Below are 23,822 nucleotides of genomic sequence, written 5' to 3'. Positions count from 1 at the left end.
TTTCAAAATTTTCCATTCAGATGAAAGCAATAGGATATAAAGAGAATTTACCAATTGATAATGTAAACGCACTACAAGACATCACTTTAGATACACCAAAAGCAACTGGTAGAGATATTTTAGTGGAAGTGAAAGCGATTTCAGTAAACCCTGTAGATTACAAAATTAGAGCCAACAGACCGTCACCAGATGGAAATTGGAGTGTAATTGGTTGGGATGCAACGGGAATTGTCACTGCTGTTGGAGAAGATGTTACGCTATTTAAAGTGGGTGATGAAGTTTGGTATGCAGGTGATTTTACACGCCAAGGTAGTAATGCAGAATACCAAGTTGTAGATGAACGTATTGTGGGTAAAAAACCTGCAAGTTTATCGTTTTCTGAAGCTGCTGCTTTGCCATTAACTACGCTTACAGCTTACGAAATGTTGTTTCACAGATTACAAGTTTCTAAAGACGATGCCAACAAATCTATTTTGGTTATTGGTGCTGCTGGTGGTGTAGGTTCTATTTTGGTGCAATTGGCTAAAAAGCTAACAAAACTGCACATTATTGGTACCGCTTCTCGCGAAGAAACCACATCTTGGTTAATAGAATTAGGTGCAGATACAGTAATCAACCATAGAAATAAATTGAGTGAAGAGTTTGAAAAATATAGTCTTCCTGCTCCTGAATATGTGGTGAGTTTAAATGCTACTGAACATCACGTAGATGAAATTGTAAAGCTGATTAAACCACAAGGTAAATTCGGATTTATTGACGATCCAAAATCGTTAAACGTGATGCCTTTCAAAGGAAAAGCAGTGTCTACTCATATCGAGTTAATGTTTACCCGTTCTATGTTTCAGACAGATGATATGATAGAACAGCATAACATTTTAAACGAGGTTTCAGAATTAATTGATAACGGAACCGTGAGAACTACTTTAGGTGAAAACTTTGGAACTATAAATGCTGAAAACCTTAGAAAAGCACACGCTTTTTTAGAAACAGGAAAAGCTAAAGGTAAAATTGTTTTAGAAGGATTTTAAAATCAATAGGTTAGATAATAAGGGTACGTCACTTCGAGTGAATTTTGAGGTACGAAAAATTTGTATCAAGAAGCCTAATAGATAAGATTGGTTCTCGATATAAAATTCTGAAAATAGAATTTCACTCGAACTGACAAACTAACTATTAATCGAAGTTCAAGAATGTCACTTCGAGTGTTTTTATTGAAATAAAATGGAAATAAAAATGTATCGAGAACTTAGGTACACGCTTGTTTTTCGATACTAATAACATTTAAAATAAATCTTTCGAACTGACGTATTTAATAAAATAAAGAAATGAAAAAAACAATAGCAGCACTAGCTGTAACAGCATTATTTGCCAGTAACACAGCAAATGCACAAGTAAATACAATAGATTCTGTAGCCACATCAAAAGTGCAACATTTCAATTTTGACGATATGGAATCGGAAACCATCGGGAAAGGCATAAAACGCAAATGGTTTCACGGAGAAAAAGGACAAATGACGATTTTCAATTTAGAAAAAGACGCGCATATTCCTTGGCATAAACACCCAAACGAGCAAATTACGTATATTATGTCTGGTAAGGTTAAAATAAAAACCATTATTGACGGAAAAGAAACATTTGTAGAAGTTGGAGCAGGAGAAGTTATTGTTTTTCCTGAAAATGTACCTCACGAATTTTGGGCTTTAGAAGAAACTGTAGATTTAGATGTGCACGTTCCTGTGCGTGAAGATTGGTTGTCTAAAGAGCTACCAGATTATTTAAAAAAGACAGAAAAACAAGATTAGCGCGTCACTTCGAGTGAATTTTGAGTTATTGAAAATCAAAATATATTTTGATTGAAGATATAAGAAATTTGTATCGAGAAGTCATAAAATCAAAAATTCTCGATACAAAATTCTGAAAAGAATTTCACTCGAACTGACATCATTAATTTAAACATAGAACAAAATGAAAAAAAATATCTTAATCGCATTAGCATTAGTCGCAGGCTTTTATGCAAATGCGCAAACACCAACAACAGATGATGCAAAATCTGTAAATGAAGTAGTAACCGCAGACAATGTAGAATGGGGATGGTTAAATCCATTACGAGGCGATAAAAGTCCGGCTGCAGGAAAATTATGGGGAGATCGTACCAAAAACGGACCAGCAGGTTTTTTAGTAAAATTCAATAAAGGATTTTCTTCGCCACCACACATTCACAACATTACCTATCGTGGAGTAGTAATTCAAGGTTTATTACATAACGATGATGAACAAGCAGCAAAACAATGGTTGCCAGCAGGTTCTTATTGGCAACAACCAGCAGGTGAAGCACACATAACTGCTGCAGATGGTCAGGAAAATATGGCTTTTTTAGATATTCAAGAAGGACCGTATTTAGTAAAACCAACTTCAGAAGCTTTTGATAATGGAGAGCGTCCAATCAATGTAGATAAATCGAATATGGTTTGGTTAAATGCCAACGATATAGAATGGGTAGCTGCAAAAAGTAATGTAGAAACTGCTTTTTTATGGGGAAGTCACGAAAACAATCAATTGCGTGCAACGCTTTTAAGATTACCAGCAGGTTTTAAAGGAAAAATTAAAAATTTGAGTCCGAATTTTAGAGCTGTTGTTATTTCTGGAGGATTAACACACCAGTTTTCTAAAAAAGGAGATAAAAATGAATTAGCGCCTGGATCTTATTTTGGAGTCGAAGAAGATTCGAAATCTATTATTACTACAGATCAAGAAACTGTGATTTACATCCGTAGTAACGGAGATTTTAAAGTCAAGTAATTATGAAAAAACATATTAATAATTGAATCCCTAATTATTGATTAATAGCAGGAAAAAGCCACGATAATCTGTGGCTTTTTCTATTTTAAATAAGTTGTAACTTTATAAAAAAAAATATTATGGCCAGAACGATCATCGAAAACATTGTAATTGCGAAATATCAAGAGCAAACTTTTTTTGAGTTTTGTAAATACACAACCATTCGTTTTTTTGAAATTGTTTATTTTGAAAAAGGGTCAGGAACCATAAAAATTAACGGTAAAACGGTAAATTATTCAGCTAATAGCATTTTTGTATTTATCCCTGATGATATTTATATTGTTAATCCTGAAACAGCAACCACAACTGTAGCTATTAAATTTTTAAAGAGTTTTTTCAGAAATACGACTTCACAAAACGAAACACTTCCCGTGAATGATTGGTTTCGTAAAATTGAAGAAATATTAAATAGTGAAAGTCACGAACTTCGCGAAATGCAGTTTGAAACCGATGCAGATCGTTCGCATTTAGTCGCTTTAGTAAATATGGTGGCTACCGAATATTTAAACAAACAGTCTTTCGATATCTTCATTATTCAGAATTCATTGTCCGTTATTTTACATTTAATTGCACGAAATATTCAGTTTATCAATGGATCCGATTCTGTAAAAGAAATTAAATCTTCAAAAATTCAGCAAATCATAAATTATATCCATTCCAATATTTATAATTCTGAATTATTATCTACTAAAAGTTTGGCAGAAGAATTTCATATGGCAGATAATTACATCAGTGAATATTTCAAAAAACATACCGATGTTTCTTTAAAAAAGTACATCATCAACTACAAATTAAAACTGGTTGAAACCAGACTAAAATATACCGACTTGCAATATTCTGAAATAGCACTCGAGCTTGGATTTACAGATTCTAGTCACTTAAATAAGACATTTCAGTCTTATAGGGGTACTACTCTTAGTGCTTTTAAGGCAAGTCTAAGTTTATAGGTTACTTAATTGTATTAAAACCTTATTTTTTACCAATACCACTTCGTTTTCTACCAAAAGAAGCCTCTATCTCTATTTTAAATTTGCAGTGTTAATAATAATTACACAAAGAATTTAAAACAGGATATTATGGACTACAAGAACTTTCAAACATTTACAGCAAAACAAAACGGAGGAATTCTGACTGTGGATATCAACTTTGGACCTGTCAATGTACAAGGACAGGAAATGCTGGCAGATCTAAGCAGTTTATGTTTACGATTAGAGCGCGATAGAAGCGTAAAAGTTGTGGTTTTTGAATCTTCAAATCCAGAGTACTGGGTATGTCATTATGATACCAACTTATTAAAAGATATGTCTACCGAGGCTGTACCAAGAAACGAAGTACAGTTATTAGACTTACAAGCAATTTTAGAAAGATTAAGCAATGTACCACAAGCAACCATTGCCAAAATTGAAGGTTTTGCTAGAGGTGGCGGACACGAAATGGCATTGGCTTTAGACATGCGTTTTGCAGCTAGAGGAAAAGCAAAATTTATGCAAATGGAAGTTGGTATGGGAATTTTACCTTGTGGTGGTGGAGCGTCGCGCATGGCTAGGCAAGCAGGTTTAGGTAAAGCATTAGAAATAATATTAGGTGCCAAAGATTGGGATGCAGATGAAGCTGAAAAATATGGAACCATAAACAAAGCTTTAGACGCAGATGAAATTGGTGCTTATGTAGATGCTTTAGCACAACGTATATCACAATTTCCAGCAGATGCTATTGCAGCTTCTAAGCGTGCAGTTTATGCATCTATAGATTTACCAATAAAAGAAGCTTTAAAAGAAGAAGCGTATCAATTGTTTCAAGCGACAAGCAAAACACCAGCGGTAAAACGTTTTCAATATGCATATGATAATGGAGCACAATTTGACCACGACAACCAAAAGAACTGGGAACAAATGGTTATGGATATTCAAGAAGTAAATTAAAAACAAAACAAAGAATCAGAACGCTTCTTTTTTCAAGTAGAGGCATTTTTTAAACTCAATTTAATAAATAAAATTTTAAAGAAAATGAAACATTTATTCAGTATTTTAACATTAGTAATATTGACTTTAAACTTTGGTTGTAATACCAAATCAAAGTCAAAAAACACAGAATCTTCAACTACAGAAGTTAAAGCAAATACTAAAGGAACCGCTTTATTAACACCAAGGTTACTTTTAAACTTACCGGAAACTTTTAACTCGCCAGCAAGTGGTGATTTGGATAGCGAAGGAAATGTAATTTTCACATCTCCTAACTTACATAATGAGGTTTTAATTAAAGCTGGTTTTATGCAAAAACCTGCAATACCAACTATTGGTAAAATTGATAAGAACAATACACTAAGTACTTGGTACACTTTTAAACCAGAAGACATGGATGTTAAGAGTGGAACAGTAGTTCCATTTGGATTGGACTTTGGCCCAGATGGTAACACATATGTAATTGATATGCAATTATGGGCTGGTGGCGATTCTAGAATTATTAAAATCACGGTTGAAAATGGCGAAGTTGCTAAACTAGAAACTGTTGTTACCGGTTTGTCTTTCCCAAACGGATTGGTTTGGAAAGGGAACGATTTATTTATCTCTGATACTGTTTTAGGTGAAACTGAAGATGGTAAGCAAATAAGTGGTGTTTATAAAGTTAATATAGATGAGCTAAACGCTGATAAACCATTAGTAATTAGCAAGTTTGTGAATTTAGAATCGAAAGATGCACACCTTTTTGAAACATTCATTTCTAGTGGTGTTTTAAAATTTGGAGCTAACGGAATTACAATTGCTGGTGACGGTAATTTATATACAGGAATTATGGAAGATGGTTCGGTATTTAAAACCACTATGGATGCTGATAATAATAAAATAGCAACGTCAGAATTTACAAAAGGAATGATTGCTACCGATGGTTTAAAATGGGATGCAAGAAGTAATAAATTTTACATCACAGATTTATTCGCAAATGCAGTTTATAGCATAGATATGAAGGGTAATCTAGAACTGTTGGCAGAAAATGGAAACACCGATGGTGCCGACGGAAAACTAGATGGTCCTGGCGAAGTAATCATCAGAGGGAATGAAGCTATTGTTTTAAATTTTGATGCTGCTTTTGGCGCTCCAAATATGGTAAACACTACGCCAGATGCGCCTTACACCATTTCAGTTTTAGATTTAAAAGAATAAGAAAAAAACAAATCGTATTTCAAATAAAACAAGAATATGAAAACAAATAATAACATTGCTTGGACGGTAAATGGTAAAATAAAGAATAAAGTCTAGTACAATGTTGTTTGGTAATATTACTCAAAAACTAGCACCTGCAATAGCAGGAGCAACAACAAGAATAATACGTTACAGTGGATTTATAAATTAAAATAATAATAACAAAATAAAAAAAATAGATATGAAAGCAATGTTACTAAATGAATACGGAGAAAGTGCAAATTTCGAAGTTTCAGAAATAGCAAAACCAGAAGTAAAAGCAAATCACGTATTAGTAAAAATAGCAGCATCTAGTGTGAATACTATTGACATGATGATTAAAAATATGGGGTCAGATTTACCATTATCACCAGCTGCACCAGCCTTATTAGGTATGGATTTCTCAGGAACAGTTGAAGCTGTTGGAGAAGGCGTAACAGGATATAAAGTAGGCGATGAAGTTTATGGTTGTGCTGGCGGATTAGCAGATTTACCTGGTACATTAACAGAATATATTGTTGCAGATAGTAACTTAATTGGTCACAAACCAAAAGACTTGACTATGCGCGAAACTGCAGCCTTACCTTTAGTTGCTATTACAGCTTATGAGGGGTTAACAAGAGCTGGCGTAAAAGCAGGGCAAAAAGTATTGGTACACGGTGGATCTGGTGGTGTTGGTCACTTAGCAGTACAATTAGCCAAATACTTTGGAGCAGAAGTTTTTGCAACAGGAACAGGCGATAAACAAAAAGCTATTGTTGAAAAATTTGGAGCAACCTTTATTGATTTCAAAACTGAAAAAGTAGCAGATTACACTGCAAAATATACAGATGGCGGTTTTGATGTTGTTTTTGATACCGTAGGTGGTACTAACCTGACTAACTCTATGGAAGCAGTTGCTTTAAACGGACATATTTCTACAACGGTTTCTTTATTAGAAATAGATTTAACTCCGTTGCACTTTAAAGGAGCATCATTACACGTAGTTTTTATGTTAATCCCAATGTTACACAACTTCAAAAGAGAAAAACACGGTAATATTTTAGAGACTTTAGCTAAAATTTCTAACGAAGGACATTTAACGCCAATTGTGGACGAAAATAGATTTTCATTTGAACAAGTTGCTGATGCTTATGCGCATTTAGGAAGCGGAAAAGCTATTGGGAAAGTAGTGGTTGAGAATTAAAAATAATTTGGGTTTTAATAAAATCCTTTTAAGTTGATTAGTAGTTTTAAAATGCCTCTATATAGAGGCATTTTTTATATTATAAATAGAAACCTTGAAATTTACCTATAAACCCATTTTTACTACTACTAAAACAATCCATTTCCTATTAACTTTGTAGTATGAAAATTGATAGACAAGCGTTTTATAATTTCATCAAGAAAAACAAAAAATATAAACATTATGAATAAAACAATATTAATCACAGGAAGCACAGACGGAATAGGGAAACTAACCGCTTTAAAACTAGCCAAAGAAGGTAATACAGTATATATTCACGGTAGAAGTGAAGCTAAAGTAAACGCTGTGGTTTCGGATATTAAATTAGTATCGAATAACGATAATGTAAAAGGATTAGTTGCAGATTTTTCAGATTTAAAGGCAGTTAAAAATTTAGCGCAACAAATAAATAAGGAGATTCCTAAACTAGATATTTTAATTAACAATGCAGGGATTTTCAAAACAGCCTCAGTAAAAACGGATGCTGGTTTAGATATTAGAATGGCTGTGAATTATCTGGCGCCATATATTTTAACGGAAAATATTTTACCAGTTTTAGAAAAAGGTACAGAAACAAGAATAGTTAATTTAAGTTCAGCTGCGCAATCTACTGTTAAAAAAGGCATATTAACAGGAGACGTTACCATCAATGCGAGCGATGCCTATGCGCAAAGTAAATTGGCATTAACCATGTGGAGCTTTCATTTTGCAAAACAACATCCTAATATTACAACAATAGCTGTAAATCCAGGATCGCTATTAAATACTAAAATGGCTAAAGAAGCTTATGGTCAACATTGGTCTCCAGCAGAAAAAGGAGTGAATATTATTTATGATTTAGCAACTTCTGATGCTTATAAAGACGCTTCTGGTAAGTATTTTGATAATGATAAAGGAGATACTATAGGTCGTTTTGCTCAGGCACATCCAGATGCTTATGATGAGGCTAAAATTGAAACCTTGTTAGATATAACCAACAGTTTGGTTTAAAAGTTAAATTTAATTGTTAAATTATAGAAAATTTATTTTTTTGTTAAAAGATATTTAAGTTTTTGTACGATTAATTTCAAACTAAATGGATAACCTAATTACCTTTTCTATTGCTGTTTTTACAGCATTTTTTGCAATAACAAACCCAATTTCAAATATGACGGTTTTTTTATCCTTAACTCAAGGTGCAGATAAAAAAACAAAGCATGATATAAACAGACGTTCAAATTTTATAGCATTTATTATAGTTGCTGTTTTCGTACTTTTAGGTAAGTATATTTTCGAGTTATTCAATATTAGTATTCCTGCTTTTAAAATTACTGGAGGCATATTAATTTTTTTCATAGGTTTTGATATGTTACAATCTAAAACATCCAATGTAAAAACCATAGATAATGTAGATATAGATGAAAACATAGCTGTTTCACCATTAGCAATTCCAATATTAGCTGGACCAGGAACTATTGTAACTGCTATGAATTTTGTCGCAAATGTAGAAACTGTACATATAATCTTAGTGATTTCTATTTTTGGTTTAATGAGTTTATTAACTTATTTCACTTTTAGGTTAAGTGATATAATTGTCAAAATTTTTGGTAATAATGTAATTTCTGTTATTGGAAAAATTATGGGATTAATTATAGCTATAATAGGAACAGGTATGATTATTCAAGGTATAAAGTTGTCTTTCAATTTAATTACCTAAAATATACTAAAACTGTAATTTTAAATCTTAAATTGAAGTTATTTCAAAATATGAAAAAAATTCTAATTCTTTTTGCTCATCCAAAATTTGAAAAATCTAGAGCTAATTTGGCTTTAATCAACCATATAAAAGATAAAGAAAATGTGACGCTTCATGATTTGTATGATGAGTATCCCGATTTTCATATAGATGTACCTAGAGAGCAGAGACTTTTACAAGATCACGACATTATTATATGGCATCATCCGTTTTATTGGTACAGTTGTCCGCCTTTAATGAAACAATGGATTGATATGGTTTTAGAATTTAATTGGGCTTATGGTCCAGAAGGAAAAGCTTTGCACAATAAAACGTGTTTAAATGCCATAACAACTGGTGGATCCAAAGAAGTGTATTGTTCAGCAGGATATAACAGCTTCACGGTTGAGCAATTTTTAAGACCCTTTGAGCAAACTGCAAATTTATGTGGCATGTCCTATTTCCCGCCATTCGCAGTAATGGGGACTCATAATCTTTCCGATGAAAAATTAAATGATTACAAAATTAATTATGGTAAATTAATAGATTTGCTTCAAGCCGATTTAACGCTACATGATTTTGAGAAAAAATCATTTATTAATGACATTCCACAACTTAAAATCACTTAAAATATGACTGGAAGTTTACTTTTTGAAGCCATAGTGTTTTTAGCAGGAGCGATTATATGTGTTTCTATTGCCAAACGATTAGGATTAAGTTCTGTTATTGGTTATTTATTAGCAGGTGTATTAATTGGACCTTATGTATTAGGTTTTATTGGAGAGGAAGGTCAAGATATTTTATATTTCGCAGAATTTGGTGTCGTAATGATGCTATTTCTTATTGGGTTAGAAATTGAACCTAAAAACTTCTGGAATATGCGTAAAACCATACTCGGAATGGGAGGAATACAGGTAGGTGGAACCATGTTGTTAACCTATTTACTATTCACCTTTTTGGGATATGAATGGGAAGTCGCATTAGTAATTGCTATGGCTGTAGCATTATCGTCCACAGCTATTGCTATGCAAACCATAAAAGAAAAAGGCTTGATGGATACTACCTTTGGGACTTCCGCATTTTCTATTTTATTATTTCAAGATATAATCGTGATTTTTATGATTGGTGCTATGCCTTTATTATCTAATTTTAAAACAGAAGCACAAACCAATAATCACAGTGAATCTTTAAGTCTAATAGAGAGTTTACCACTTGGGCTGCAAACAATAGCTATTATTCTATCGGTAGCTGTTATTATTGCTTTAGGACGCTATATAATTGTGCCAATGTTAAGAAAAGTTGCTAAAACGGAAGTAAGAGAATTACTTATAGCTGCAGCATTCTTAATTGTTTTTGGTATATCTTTTATTATGGAGTTAGTAGGTATTAGTCCTGCTTTAGGTGCTTTTTTAGGTGGAGTAGTACTATCTAACAGTGAATTTAAACATGAATTAGAAAGTACATTAGAACCTTTTAAAAACTTACTACTAGGTTTGTTTTTTATGGCAGTTGGAGCTTCTATTAATTTTATAGTAATAGCAAAAAGTCCGCTTACTATTGGAGGCGTTTTAATAGCAATTGTGGTATTAAAAGCAGTCGTTTTATTTATTACTGGTCGTGTTTTTAATCTAAAAATAGATCAAAAGTTACTTTTAACTTTCAGTTTAGCACAAGTTGGAGAATTTGCTTTTGTATTGTTATCTTTTGCTTTTGGACTTAATATTTTGGAGCAACAACAAATGGATATGCTCTTAGTTATTACAGCTCTAAGTATGGCATTAACACCAATTTTAAGTATAATTAACGAGCGCTTTATACTCCCAAAGGTAGGTACTAAAGAATCAATTAAACGACCTATGGACCATATTGCAAAATCTCAAAAAATAATTTTAGTTGGGTTTGGTAATTTTGGAAGTACAGTTGGTCGCTTTTTAAGGTCACATGGTGTGGAAGCTACAGTATTAGATCAGGATTCAAATCGTGTTGATTTTTTACGTAAAATGGGATTTGAAGTGTATTATGGTGATGCAACACGTTTAGATTTATTAGAATTTGCAGGAATTGCAGAGGCTAAAATATTAATTATTGCTACCAACAAATTAAGTGTAACTAAAGCTATTAGTAAAATTGTAAACGAAAAATATCCACATATACAGCTCATGATTCGGACTAAAAATAGAGAAGATGCGTACGAATTGTTAAACCTTGGACTTGAAAATTTTTATAGAGAATCGCTGGACACTTCTTTATCATTAGCTAGTGATGTATTGCATAAGCTAGGATTTAGAAAATACACCCTTAATAGACAGGTTAAAAACTTTATTAAATACGACGAAACTAGTTTAAGACGCTTGGCAAAAGGACCTAAACGTGATGAAGATTATATATTTAAAGCAAGAAAAGAGCTTAAAGAACAAGAAGAATTGTTAGATGCAGATTTTAAAAGAGGTATTGTAGATTTTGATAACCATTGGGACAGCGAACATATTAGAAAAGCATTAGAAAATTTTAATACTAAAATGTAATGCCAAAGGATATTCCTCAAATTGTTTTTAATTCTCAAAAACCAAATAATAGCGGAATTGAAATTTTATCTATTGAAAACCTTGCCAATAGAAAAGACCAAGTCGTAAGTCATCATCCGGAAAAAGCACACCAAGTAGCTTTTAATATGATTGTATTGTATACTGCAGGAGAAAGTAAACAATTGGTGGATTTTGTATGGCACACGGTTAAAAAAAACACGATAATACATATATCTAAAGGTCAAATTAATGCCTTTCAGTTTACTAAAAATCTTAAAGGTTACATCTTGTTGTTTACTGAAGATTATCTTTTAAAACAGATTAATGCGTTACCAAAAAATGAATTAATTAGATTATTTAATGCGCACTTGTTTTCTCCAATTATTCAAGTACCAATAGACTCTAATGTGGTTCATTATATTGAATTATTATTTGAAGAATACCATAATCAGAAAGAAGATTATAATCAAGAAAACACTTACAAATCCCTTCATAATATAATATTTTCAAAATTAGAACGCTTAAAACAATATCAAACAATTCATTTAAAACAATCTAAACTGCTTAATACTTTTTTAGATTTTAAATCTCTTTTAGACCTTCATTTTAAAACTAGTAGGAATGCAGATTTTTACGCAGAAAAGCTTAATATTACCTACAAACACTTAAATACTATATGTAAAGCTACAATAGCTATTACTGCAAAGCAATTTATAGATCAATTTGTGGTGTTAGAAGCTAAACGATTACTTATAAACTCTGAAATAAAAAGTACAGAATTAGCTTATTCATTGGGCTTTGAAGAGTCTACAAACTTTGTAAAATACTTCAAGAAGCATACAGGGTTTACACCAAATAAATTCAAAAAACACTATTTGTAATTTTAGGTTCGATATTTACCATTTTTACACTCATATTCATCTTTAACATAATCTTGTTAAATCTTAAATTTGTTCACTTAAAGACCTGTAAACAAGTAAGAACCAAAAAATAACAAAATTATGAAATATCTATTAATTCTATTAACAAGCTTTACCTTATTAAGTTTTTCAAAAAAAGAAAACGACAAAAATTCTTATGTTATTGAAGTAACAACTTATAAAATTAAAGCCTCAGTAAGTACAGAAAACTACTGGATTGAAGACGCAAAAGTAGACACTAATTACACAAGTAAACAACCTGGTTATATAAGTAGAGAAAGTGCATACAACGAAGAAACAAAAACGTTTTTGGTCGTAGCCAAATGGAAGTCAATGAAAGATGCTGAAGCTTCTATGACAAAATTTATGAAAGATGAATCTGTAGCAAAATTTGCAAACATGATTGATGGTAGCACTATGAAAATGTCTCGTTACTTAGTAAAGTAAAAAAAATGATTGATAGCAAACATAAAAGGTTACCTATGGTGGCCTTTTATTATTTAAATAAATTAAATCTATTAATAATTAAAAAAAAATCTAATGTCAGACATAAAAACATGCCCAACTTGTGGTGCAAAAGCAAAATATAAAGTTAAAGAAACTGTTGAAGTGTATGAAGCAGTTCAAGATGAGGATGCTTTTAAAAAAATAGAACAACTTAAAAAAGCTATGCAAAAATTTAAGGATAAAGCAGAAGCTTTACAAAAAGAGATAGAAGCATTAAAATTTAAAAACTAAACAACTTATGGATATTCAAAAAAACAAAGAGAATGCTATTGCTTTCTATAAAATGGCATATGAAGGCAATCCAACAAAAGCAGTAGAACTGTATGTTGGAGAGCAGTATATACAACATAATCCTATGGTTGCAGATGGACCTCAAGCATTTATTGATTATTTTAATCGCATGCAAAAAGAATATCCTGTAAAGTCTATGGATTTTGTCAGAAGTGTTGCTGAAGGGGATTTAGTAGCTTTACATACGCATCAAATTTGGCCAGATAATGACCAATACGTCACTATGGATTTTTTTAGATTTAATGCTGATGGAAAGATCGTGGAGCATTGGGATAGCATTCAGCAAATACCAGAAAAATCGGCTCACAATAATACCATGTACTAATATTTAAAAGTAGTTGTAAAACATTAAAATTAGCACGTAGTTATTATTTTAAGTAGTAAAATATTAGAAAGTGGTAGCAAAATAAATTTATAATGAAAATAGCAGTAACAAGCGCAAGTGGTAAGTTAGGGACTTCAATAATTAAAAATCTTATTCAATTAATAGGAAAGGACAATATTGTAGGTATTGCAAGAACACCAGAAAAAGCAAAATTTTTAGGTGTACCAATCAGAGAAGGAGATTACAACAATCAAAAACAATTTGTAAATGCTTTAAAAGGTATAGATGTTTTATTATTGGTTTCTGGTATGGATGCACCAGAAAAACGTATAATTCAGCACCAAAATGTTATTGAAGCAGCAAAGCAAAATGGTGTTAAAAAAATTGTTTACACAAGTATTGTTGGTGCAGAAACTGGAAATGCTTTTAGTCCTATAGTACAAACTAATAGACAAACAGAAAAAGATGTGCAAAACTCAGGTTTGGATTGGGTTATTGGTAGAAACGGAATTTACATTGAGCCCGATTTAGAATATATCGATACTTATGCAAAAGAAGGCAAAATTACTAATTGTGCAGCGTCTGGCAAGTGCACGTATACCAGTAGGGATGAGCTAGGGTTTGCTTATGCAAAAATGTTAACCCAAGACAAGCATAATAATAAAATTTACAATCTTGTTGGAGAGGCTATCACACAAAGTCAATTGGCAACATATATAAACCAAGTTTATGGCACAAATCTTATATTTAACTCTGTTACAGTTGAAGATTATGCTAAAGAAAGAAAAGCAGCATTAGGTAACTTTATAGGAACTGTTATTGCAGGAATTTATGAAGGCATATTAAATGATGCTTACAACGTGTCTTCAGATTACGCTAAAGCTTCCGGAAGACCACATAAATCTACACTTTCCATAATTAAAGCGTTTAAAAATAATAGTTAAAATTCAAATAGTGTGTAAGTAATAACGCTAAAGTCGACTTAACCACAGTTAATAAGGCATAATGTCCATATTATAAATAGTCTGTTACAATCATTTTATTTAAATTTGAGTATCATGGTTAGACTTTAAAGCAGTAATTTAAAATATAGTAGACACAAAAAGTACAACTCAAAACATCATGATGTATTAAATATATATGAGTATTACAGCACATTTTATACAGGTCAGATCGCAAACAGTATCGTTTTGTAGTCATTTAAATGTTGAAGACTATTCAATTCAAGTTGTAGCATTTGCTAGTCCTCCAAAATGGCACTTAGCACATACGACTTGGTTTTTTGAAGAGTTTATTTTAAAACCTTTTTTACCCAATTATAAAACGTTTGACGCTAATTATGGCTTTCTATTTAATAGTTACTACAATACATTAGGCACACGTGTTTTGCAGTCTAATCGAGGTAATATGTCTAGACCAGTTACTAGCGATATTTTAGATTACAGGAATTATGTAGATAAAAATGTATTAAAACTTTTAGATCAAAACTCTAGTAAGGAATTAACAGATTTAATTGTTTTGGGATTAAATCATGAGCAGCAACATCAAGAATTACTGATTACTGATGTAAAATATATGTTTGGTCACAATCCACTATTTCCGGTTTATAAAAAAGATTATAATCATTTAAAAGATCATAATATAGCTTTGGACACAACCAAAATTAATGAAGGAATCTATCAAGTTGGTTACCAAGGACAGGATTTTTGTTATGATAACGAACTAGGAGTACATAAAGTGTTTATTAATGATTTTGAAATAAATAATTTTTTAGTTACAAATGGTGATTATATAGCATTTATGGAAGCTGGAGGTTATTCCGATTTTAACCTTTGGTTAGATGAAGGTTGGTCTTGGGTAAACAAAAACAACATAAACGCACCTTTATATTGGTTTAAAATAGATGAAATTTGGCATTACTATACCTTATCAGGTTTACAACCAGTAGACAAAAATGCTATTTTAGGTCACATTAATTTTTATGAAGCTAATGCTTACGCAGAATGGAAAGGGATGCGATTACCAACAGAGTTTGAATGGGAAGTAGCGTCTAACACATTGCATTGGGGAAAACGTTGGGAATGGACAGCAAGTGCCTATTTACCATATCCTAATTTTGAAAAAGCAAATGGAGCTGTAGGTGAGTATAACGGAAAATTTATGAGTAACAAAATGGTATTACGTGGCGCATCTGTAGCGACATCTCAAAACCATAGCAGGAATACGTACAGAAATTTTTTCAACCCACTAGAGCGTTGGCAATACACAGGAATTAGATTAGTAAAATAATACATGATACAACAATTTAAAGACGCAGTAAACAACGGTTTAAGCGCACAACATAAAAACTTACCTTCAAAATATTTTTATGATAAAAAAGGTGATGCCCTTTTTGTCCAAATTATGGGTTTACCAGAATATTATCTGACTAGAGCAGAGCATGATATTTTTAAAAACCAAACGTCTAATATTATAGCATCTTTAAAATTAAAGAAAGACACTTATTTTGAATTAATAGAGTTAGGTGCTGGAGATGGTACAAAAACTAAAGAGCTCCTTAAATTGCTAAGTCAAGAAGGTTTTGATTACAGTTATCTTCCTATTGATATTTCTCAAAACGCATTAGATAATTTAGAAAGTACCCTAAAAACAGAATTACCTGCTATTTCTGTTAAGACAAAACAAGGTGATTATTTTGAGGTTTTAGAGTCTTTAAAGCATAGTAAACATCCTAAGGTAATTCTATTTTTAGGATCTAATATTGGTAATATGAATGATGCTATTGCATCAATTTTTATGCAAAACCTAAGCGCTAATCTAAACCTAGGAGACAAACTTTTTTTAGGAGTAGATTTAATTAAATCTGAAGACATTGTTTTGCCTGCTTATAATGACAGTCAAGGTGTAACAGCAGCTTTTAATTTAAATTTATTAGACCGAATTAATAAAGAATTAGATGCCGATTTTAACAGAAACAACTTTATACACACACCAACTTATAATGAAAAAGAAGGTATTGCCAAAAGCTACATAACAAGTACCATAAATCAAGACGTCCATATTAAAGCGATAAATAAAACGTTCAGCTTTGTTAAAAACGAAAAAATTCATTTAGAAATTTCGAGAAAATATAATGATGAAATTCTAAATAATATTATCACCAATACTCAATTCATTATAAAAAATAAATTAAGCGATAGTAATAACTATTTTGCTAACTACATCCTTGAAATAGAATGAACACATTAGGCGTATTGGGACTTGGAAGTTATTCTACATTGTTTTACATAAAAACGCTTAATGCTATGTATAACAAAAAATACGGTGGATTTAGCACATGTCCTTTTACACTGTTAAATGTAGATTTTGATGCAATAAATAAGCTGTTACCAAATACGTCCAATACCTTAGATACTATTGTAAAAACGCATTTAAATACACTTGACGCTTTAAAAGTAGACAATATTATAGTTCCAAATATTACCTTACATGAAACTATAGATAGGTTACAAATTAAAACCAATGTAATACACGCTATACAAGAAACAATTTCCAAAATTACTAGAAGTAATCATGTTAATACCACCATTTTTGGCACATTATATACCATGCAGTCCAACTACGTAACATCTCAATTTACTGCGCGAAACATTAATATTATTAAGGCTTCTGATGCAGATATGCAACTAATAGATAATTTAAGAATAGCTGTTTACAATGGTGATGCAAATCCTAAGCAGTTAAATATATTTAATGATTTGCTTAATAAGTACACCAAAAATGGAATTGTAGTTTTAGCATGCACAGAGTTATCTGTTATTAATACCTCAAGCTCTAAGTTAGTTTATGATATGGCCAGAATACAGATACAAGCAGCTATAAAATCGATTTAATACCATTGTTTTTTCTTATAAATCACTTTTGGTTTTAAGAATATAAAATCAAAAAGACACCTAATAATATCCCAAATAAAGGAACAAGTTTTTTGCGTTTATTATGTTCTTTAAAAATAATACCTCCAATTACAACTGCAATTATAAGTTGACTTCTTTTTATAGCAGATAATAACATGATTAATGCATCAGGATCTTGTAGTGCTTTAAAGTAAAAATAATCTGCTGCTTGTAATAAAATACCAACAGCAATAATAGTCCAACGCCATTTAAACGCTTGTCGTTTAGCTTTATACGGAAACCACGTAATAGATAAAATAACTATTAAAATTAGGATGGTATACCAACAAAACCAAAATTGCAACGTTTGAGGGTTAAGGCTTAAACTCTGGATCAAAAATTTATCATATAAACCGCTAGATGCACCTAAAAATGTTGCTCCAATAATAGCAAAGATCCATTTGTTTCTTTTAAATATAATACCTTCTTTTTTACCAATTCTAGAGTAGAGGATAACAGAAAATATGATAAGAAAAAAACCTATCCATTGTAAAAACTTAGGCGTTTCGTTATAAATAATTATGGCACCAATAAAAGTAAAAAAAGGACCTGCGGATCGGATTGGTGTAACAATAGTTATGGGTAAGTGTTTTAACGCTTGATAGGCTAATATCCATGACGCAGCCATAATCATTGATTTGATAAATATAAAACCATGCGTTTGCCAAGGAATACTAGTAATATAAAATCCTAAGTTTTTGGTTTCCTCTGGAAAAAAAACAGAACCAATAAAAAACGGAAGAATAAATAAAAAGCCAGAGCCAATAGTACCTAAAAGTACGGGAAAAACCTCATTACCTTGTACTGCATGCTTTTTACACAAATTATGTAATCCTAAAAAAAGAGCTGCTAATAAACCTAAATACATCCACATGCTGCGAATATAGTTTTTTAACAGATTTTGAAATACTAAAACTGATATTTTTAAACGTTTTGCACAGTCAAAAATTAAATTTTAATCAAAAAAATATATTTTAAATTTGATAAGATTTTTACTACAACGGACTTTTTTACTGTTAATCGTTTGAATGGAATTTCCTACTAATAATGCAAACACTTTTTTTCGGTTTTATGACTAATTTAACTTTTATGCATTTACTAGCTAAGCACTAAAAACATTGGACTTAAAACATATTTAAACATAATTAATTAACGATTCTACACTCTAATTCAAAAACATTATTATTTCGATAATTGTGGGTTTTGACAGCTAATTATTTCAATAAAATTTTTGTCTTTTATTGATTTCAATTGTTGTTAATTTGCCGGCTTAATTAATTTTTAAAATAAAAAATAATTTGAATATGAAACAGTATTACAACATTTTATCATTAACACTTATACTAGTATTTAGTATGCAATTTTCTTTTGCACAAAACACAGAAAAGACTTGGTCTTTTGAAACTGGTTTTACTGCAATTGATGTTTATCCTGTAGGAGAAGATTTTCCTCAAGGAGATTATTTAGACGAATTTTTAAATCTTAACGATCACTGGAATTACGGTGTTTATGTTGGGATTACTAGAAACTTTAATAATAACTTATCACTTTCTGCTAGAGGTACTTTTAGCGAAATTAGCAAATGGGGTGATTTAGGTGCTGCTGATGAAAGTGTATTAGTGGATAACCTTAAATATTATGGTTTAGACGCTATGATCAATTATGCTTTTGGTAAAGGTAAATTACAACCTTTTTTAGCAGTTGGTGGTGGTTACACTTGGATTGAAGAAGGTCCATACAATACTTCTTTTGCTGCTAACGGATCAGACTTAGTTGGTGCTGGTACTGTAAATGGAGCTTTAGGATTACGTTATAACGTTTCTAATAGATTTGGTATTAACTTACAGACTACATATAAACACTCATTTGAGGACTATTTAACTAAACATTGGGCACACAGTTTAGGTTTAGTTTATAGCTTAAATCAAGATACTATTAAGGAAGAAAATAGTGCTGACATGTCAGTTACAGATTCTAAAAACGACAAACGTTGGTCTTTTGAAACTGGTGTAAGTGCTATTGATGTTTATCCTGTTGGAGAAAATGCGCCACAAGGTGATTATTTTGACGAATTTTTTAACCTTAACGATCACTGGAATTTAGGTGTATATGTTGGTGTAACTAAAAATTTCAATAAAAACTTATCTATTACTGCAAGAGGGACTTTAAATGAGTTAACTAAATGGGGTGATTTAGGTAGTGCAGATGAAAGCGTTTTAGTAGACAACCTTAAGTATTACGGTTTAGATGGTATGATTAACTATGCATTTGGTAAAAACGATTTACAACCATTTTTAGCAGTTGGTGGTGGTTATACTTGGATTGAAGAAGGTCCTTATAATACATCTTATGCAGCAAACGGTTCAGATTTAGTTGGTGCAGGTACTGTTAATGGTGCAGTTGGTTTAAAATATAGTATCAATGATGATTTTGGATTAAACTTACAAACCACATACAAGCATGCGTTTAAAGATTACTTACCAAAACATTTTGCACATAGCTTAGGTATCGTGTATAAATTAGGAAATGGAAACGCTAAGGAAGAGGTAAATAATGATATTGATGGAGATGGTGTACCAAACGAGTATGATGTTTGTCCAGAAGTTGCAGGATTAGCTAGTCTTGGTGGATGTCCTGATACAGATGGTGATGGTGTTGCTGATAAAGACGATTTATGTCCTGAAGTAAAAGGTCTTGTTGAATTTGGTGGATGTCCAGATACTGATGGTGACGGTTTCCCTGATAATAAAGATAACTGTCCTGAGGTAAAAGGTACAGATAACGGTTGTCCTGTTGTTGTTAAAGACGTTAAGCCAGTTGCTAACCCTATTGAAGGCGAAAGAAAAGTATATTTTGCTTATGATAGTGCAGAGCTTGATTTAAATGCTAAAATAATCTTAGATCAATTAACTACAGATATGACAAAAGATGCTTCATACAACGTGTCTATAGTTGGTCATGCAGATAACAAAGGTGGTGTTAACTATAACTACAACCTATCTGTAAAAAGAGCGCAAACTATTAAAGATTACTTAGTATCTAAAGGATTAGCTTCAGATGTTATTACGACTACAGGAGTAGGAGAGACGCAACCAGCATCTACTAATACAACTGCTGCTGGTAGAGCAGAAAACAGAAGAGGTGTATTAACTATTAAGATTAACTAATTAGTTAATCCTTAAATTACAACTTAAAAAAAAGCTATCATAATTAAAATTATGATAGCTTTTTTGTTTTATAAAACTTAATGTTATTATAAATTATTAAAAAGTATGACGTTGTTCTGCTATAACAGATGCTTTAAGCAATTGGTTAAATGTTTTTATACTATCAAAGTTTTTAGTAATTTGACTAGAAACAGCTACTCCAGAAATTCCCGTTTTTAAAATAGCTTCAATATCTGAAGTTGTAATTCCTCCAACACCAATAATTGGCGTTGTTGTATTTAATACATCCATAATTGCAGTATAACCTTCTAAACCTAGAATTGGTCCTACATTGGCTTTAGTATCAGTAAATCTAAAAGGTCCCAAACTAATATAATCAACTTCTTTAGTGATTAAAGTTTCGCAGTCTTCTAAAGTATTAGCAGTACCTCCAATACTTTGCCAAGTATATAAGTGTTTTCTAGCAATAGTTGGACAAGTGTCTGAAGGTCCTAAATGGACTCCATCTGCTTTAATAGTTTTAGCTATTTTATAATGGTCATTTATAATTAATCTTGTCTGATAATGGGATGTTATTTTTATAACCGCTTCAGCCAATTTTAAAAACTTTTTTTCAGACACATTTTTATAACGTAATTGTACTAATTCTGCACCAGAAGTACATGCCTTTTGGACATTTTCTAAAATTTGTTTAGTAGTTTCGCCTTGCGTTATATAATGTAGTTTAGGTATAATCATGTATTTAAAACTTTCTTGTTACAACCGTGTTTTGGATATTAAAACACAAAAATACAACTATTATAAACACTTAAGTCTTTCTTAATGCGCACAACTATTATAATTTATTAAGAAGGCTTTAGCAAAAGTTTAATAGATGCATACAACCTTAGCAGTACTATGTTATGTAACTTTGTAGTTGTAATATTTAAGGTCTAAAACAGACTTATAATAGCACATATATAAACTATGAAAACTCAAAAAACATCATATTCTATTTTAGATTTAGCGTTAGTGTCTCAAGATCATACACTAAAGCAAACCTATGATAATGCGTTATATTTAGCGCAACAAGCGGAAGACTTTGGTTATAAAAGATATTGGTTGGCAGAACACCATAACTCGCCCAATATAGGTAGTAGTGCAACCTCAATTTTAATTGGTTATGTTGCACAAGGCACCAAAACAATAATTATTGGATCTGGAGGAATTATGTTACCAAATCATTCGCCATTAATCGTAGCAGAGCAGTTTGGTACATTAGCCACTTTATATCCTAACCGTATTGATTTAGGTTTGGGTAGAGCACCTGGAACAGATCGTGAAACAGCTGAAGCTATTAGATCTGATTTTATGGAAGCTGCACACGCATTTCCTAATATGGTAGGACAAATTCAGCAATATTTTTCTGAAGATAATGCAACATCTAAAGTTAGAGCTACGGTTGCAGAAGGTGTGACTGTTCCTATTTACATTTTAGGATCAAGTACAGATAGTGCACATTTAGCCTCTAAAAAGGGATTACCTTATGCATTTGCAAGTCACTTTGCGACAACTTATTTATGGGATGCTTTAGATATTTATAGAACTAAATTTCAGCCTTCATCAGTGTTGCAAAAACCTTATGTTATTGCTGGTGTAAACATTATTATTGCAGATACTGATCAAGAAGCAGAGCGTCTATCTACGTCATTAATTAGCATGATTGTTGGCTTGTTTACAGGCAAAAGACAAGCAGTGCAACCACCAACAGAGATGACAGAGTATTACAAAGAGATTTTAAAAAATCCTCAGGTACATCAAATGTTAAAGTATTCTTTTATTGGTAGCAAAGATACTGTAAAGCCTAAAATTAAAGCATTTATGGAGCAGACTAAAGCTGACGAGCTTATTGCTGTTACTAATATTTATGATATTAACGACCGTATTAAATCGTATCAATTATTTGCAGAAATTATGGATGAGCTAAATACTGATTAGCACTAATTGTTGTACATTTATTGATGAAGCTTTACTAATTAATCTTTTAGTTTTAATGAAAATATACGAAACACTTGTTATTGGTGGTGGTCAGGCAGGTTTGTCTGTTGCCTATTTTTTAAGACGTTATAAAATTGAATATTTAGTTTTGGACGATCAAGATCAAGCAGGTGGATCATGGACAAATACTTGGGACAGTTTAAAGTTGTTTTCTCCAACACAATTCAGCTCGTTATCAGGTTGGGGAATGCCTGAAGGCGAAACCGAATATCCTAGTAAAATTAGTTTTATTGAGTATTTAAAACAATATGAAAAACGTTACGATTTAAATATTAAAAGGAGTACTAAAGTAACCACTGTACATAAAACAGCGTTTGGCTATAAACTTGAAACAAATACGGGAACGTATTACTGTAAAACCTTAGTTAGTGCTACAGGAACTGCACAAAACCCTTTTATACCAACATATCCTAAGCAAGCATTGTTTTTAGGAACCATGATACATTCTTCACAATATAAAAATGCAGATTCCTATAATAACAAAAGTGTATTAATAATAGGAGGCGGAAACTCGGGAGCACAAGTTTTAGCAGAAGTTTCTAAAGTTGCAAAAACCCAATGGGTTACTATAACTGAGCCTAATTTTTTACCTGATGATATTGATGGACGCTATTTATTTAATGATGCTACAGATAAGTTTTATGGAAAAACAGGTAATACTAATGCTGGTTTAAAAACATCATTAAGTGATATTGTCATGGTACAAAGCGTAAAAGAGGCTAGAGGTAGAGGTGTACTAACGTCTAAACGCCCTTTTTCTTCTTTTTACGACAATGGAGTTGTTTGGGATAATGGAGATAAAACTGCATTTGACGCAGTGATTTGGTGCACTGGTTTTAAGGCAAACTTAAAACATTTAGAGTCCTTGGATATTATTGAAAATAATAAAATAGAAACCAGTTATACAAAGTGTAAAAAGTTACCAAATTTATGGTTAGTTGGTTATGGTAGTTGGACTGGATTTGCATCTGCGACTATTTACGGAGTCGGCAAAACAGCAAGGCATACTGTTAATAATATAGTTTCGATTTTAAGATCTTAACATTATAATTTTCAATCAAGTAATTTTGTATTTCAAATTAAAAGATTTTAAATTTTCAGCATAAAAAAGCCTATTAAAATCACGTTTTAATAGGCTTTG

24 protein-coding genes are annotated in these 23,822 nt (G+C 31.5%); 22 read left to right on the top strand and 2 right to left on the bottom strand.

Features of this window, described 5'->3' with window-relative positions:
- Positions 1-20: 20 nt before the first annotated feature.
- From B2989_RS05795 to B2989_RS05705, 19 genes are all read left to right on the top strand, one after another.
- Positions 21-1,028: a zinc-binding alcohol dehydrogenase family protein gene (locus B2989_RS05795; protein ID WP_292945502.1), complete on the top strand. Its 1,008-nt coding sequence runs from the start codon at positions 21-23 to the stop codon at positions 1,026-1,028.
- 297 nt (positions 1,029-1,325) lie between these two features.
- Positions 1,326-1,802: a cupin domain-containing protein gene (locus tag B2989_RS05790; RefSeq protein WP_292945500.1), complete on the top strand. Its 477-nt coding sequence runs from the start codon at positions 1,326-1,328 to the stop codon at positions 1,800-1,802.
- 163 nt (positions 1,803-1,965) lie between these two features.
- Positions 1,966-2,799, top strand: a complete 834-nt coding sequence (locus B2989_RS05785; RefSeq protein WP_292945497.1) for a DUF4437 domain-containing protein — start codon at positions 1,966-1,968, stop codon at positions 2,797-2,799.
- 119 nt (positions 2,800-2,918) lie between these two features.
- Positions 2,919-3,785 (top strand): AraC family transcriptional regulator, encoded by an 867-nt coding sequence (locus tag B2989_RS05780; protein WP_292945495.1) that lies wholly within the window; start codon positions 2,919-2,921, stop codon positions 3,783-3,785.
- A 129-nt stretch (positions 3,786-3,914) separates the two neighbouring features.
- Complete coding sequence (locus B2989_RS05775; RefSeq protein ID WP_292945493.1) at positions 3,915-4,760, top strand: enoyl-CoA hydratase/isomerase family protein; 846 nt, start codon at positions 3,915-3,917, stop codon at positions 4,758-4,760.
- An 84-nt stretch (positions 4,761-4,844) separates the two neighbouring features.
- Entirely contained in the window at positions 4,845-5,999 is a 1,155-nt protein-coding gene (locus B2989_RS05770) for a hypothetical protein (RefSeq protein WP_292945491.1), read from the top strand.
- 220 nt (positions 6,000-6,219) lie between these two features.
- Entirely contained in the window at positions 6,220-7,203 is a 984-nt protein-coding gene (locus B2989_RS05765) for a zinc-dependent alcohol dehydrogenase family protein (protein ID WP_292945488.1), read from the top strand.
- Between the two features lie 222 nt (positions 7,204-7,425).
- Entirely contained in the window at positions 7,426-8,232 is an 807-nt protein-coding gene (locus B2989_RS05760) for an SDR family NAD(P)-dependent oxidoreductase (protein ID WP_292945485.1), read from the top strand.
- 85 nt (positions 8,233-8,317) lie between these two features.
- Positions 8,318-8,938 (top strand): MarC family protein, encoded by a 621-nt coding sequence (locus B2989_RS05755; RefSeq protein ID WP_292945482.1) that lies wholly within the window; start codon positions 8,318-8,320, stop codon positions 8,936-8,938.
- A gap of 50 nt (positions 8,939-8,988) precedes the next feature.
- Positions 8,989-9,585, top strand: coding sequence for an NAD(P)H-dependent oxidoreductase (locus tag B2989_RS05750; protein WP_292945479.1), 597 nt, complete (start codon positions 8,989-8,991; stop codon positions 9,583-9,585).
- Positions 9,586-9,588: 3 nt separating this feature from the next.
- On the top strand, positions 9,589-11,481 hold the full coding sequence (locus B2989_RS05745) for a monovalent cation:proton antiporter-2 (CPA2) family protein (protein ID WP_292945476.1): 1,893 nt from the start codon (positions 9,589-9,591) through the stop codon (positions 11,479-11,481).
- Entirely contained in the window at positions 11,481-12,362 is an 882-nt protein-coding gene (locus B2989_RS05740; protein ID WP_292945473.1) for a helix-turn-helix domain-containing protein, read from the top strand. Before B2989_RS05745 ends, B2989_RS05740 begins: the two co-directional genes overlap by 1 nt.
- A 120-nt stretch (positions 12,363-12,482) precedes the next feature.
- On the top strand, positions 12,483-12,848 hold the full coding sequence (locus tag B2989_RS05735) for a hypothetical protein (RefSeq protein WP_292945470.1): 366 nt from the start codon (positions 12,483-12,485) through the stop codon (positions 12,846-12,848).
- Between the two features lie 93 nt (positions 12,849-12,941).
- Entirely contained in the window at positions 12,942-13,139 is a 198-nt protein-coding gene (locus tag B2989_RS05730) for a hypothetical protein (protein ID WP_292945467.1), read from the top strand.
- 7 nt (positions 13,140-13,146) lie between these two features.
- On the top strand, positions 13,147-13,524 hold the full coding sequence (locus B2989_RS05725) for a nuclear transport factor 2 family protein (RefSeq protein ID WP_292945464.1): 378 nt from the start codon (positions 13,147-13,149) through the stop codon (positions 13,522-13,524).
- A gap of 92 nt (positions 13,525-13,616) precedes the next feature.
- Positions 13,617-14,468 (top strand): SDR family oxidoreductase, encoded by an 852-nt coding sequence (locus tag B2989_RS05720; RefSeq protein ID WP_292945461.1) that lies wholly within the window; start codon positions 13,617-13,619, stop codon positions 14,466-14,468.
- Between the two features lie 196 nt (positions 14,469-14,664).
- Positions 14,665-15,813, top strand: a complete 1,149-nt coding sequence (gene egtB, locus B2989_RS05715) for an ergothioneine biosynthesis protein EgtB (protein ID WP_292945458.1) — start codon at positions 14,665-14,667, stop codon at positions 15,811-15,813.
- Between the two features lie 3 nt (positions 15,814-15,816).
- Positions 15,817-16,764: an L-histidine N(alpha)-methyltransferase gene (locus B2989_RS05710; protein WP_292945455.1), complete on the top strand. Its 948-nt coding sequence runs from the start codon at positions 15,817-15,819 to the stop codon at positions 16,762-16,764.
- Positions 16,761-17,417, top strand: a complete 657-nt coding sequence (locus tag B2989_RS05705) for an aspartate/glutamate racemase family protein (RefSeq protein ID WP_292945452.1) — start codon at positions 16,761-16,763, stop codon at positions 17,415-17,417. The genes B2989_RS05710 and B2989_RS05705 overlap by 4 nt, the downstream gene beginning before the upstream one ends.
- Positions 17,418-17,451: 34 nt before the next feature.
- Here the strand turns inward: B2989_RS05705 and B2989_RS05700 are convergent, their stop codons facing one another.
- Complete coding sequence (locus B2989_RS05700) at positions 17,452-18,351, bottom strand: EamA family transporter (RefSeq protein ID WP_292945449.1); 900 nt, start codon at positions 18,349-18,351, stop codon at positions 17,452-17,454.
- 430 nt (positions 18,352-18,781) lie between these two features.
- On the opposite strand from B2989_RS05700, the gene B2989_RS05695 reads away from it, so the two are divergent.
- Complete coding sequence (locus tag B2989_RS05695; protein ID WP_292945446.1) at positions 18,782-20,644, top strand: OmpA family protein; 1,863 nt, start codon at positions 18,782-18,784, stop codon at positions 20,642-20,644.
- Positions 20,645-20,740: 96 nt separating this feature from the next.
- Here B2989_RS05695 and thiE read toward each other — a convergent pair whose 3' ends face one another.
- A complete protein-coding gene (thiE, locus tag B2989_RS05690) occupies positions 20,741-21,382 on the bottom strand; it encodes a thiamine phosphate synthase (protein WP_292945443.1) in 642 nt (213 codons plus the stop codon).
- 228 nt (positions 21,383-21,610) lie between these two features.
- On the opposite strand from thiE, the gene B2989_RS05685 reads away from it, so the two are divergent.
- Positions 21,611-22,621, top strand: a complete 1,011-nt coding sequence (locus tag B2989_RS05685; protein WP_292945440.1) for an LLM class flavin-dependent oxidoreductase — start codon at positions 21,611-21,613, stop codon at positions 22,619-22,621.
- Between the two features lie 55 nt (positions 22,622-22,676).
- Positions 22,677-23,723 carry an ArsO family NAD(P)H-dependent flavin-containing monooxygenase gene (locus tag B2989_RS05680; RefSeq protein ID WP_292945437.1) on the top strand — a complete coding sequence of 349 codons (1,047 nt, stop codon included), beginning with the start codon at positions 22,677-22,679 and terminating at the stop codon, positions 23,721-23,723.
- Positions 23,724-23,822: the final 99 nt, after the last annotated feature.

It is taken from the genome of Olleya sp. UBA1516, assembly GCF_002323495.1.
In the GTDB taxonomy this organism is placed as follows: domain Bacteria; phylum Bacteroidota; class Bacteroidia; order Flavobacteriales; family Flavobacteriaceae; genus Olleya.
The sequence above is the reverse complement of the archived record's forward strand: the minus strand, read 5'-3'. Positions and strand labels throughout refer to the sequence as shown.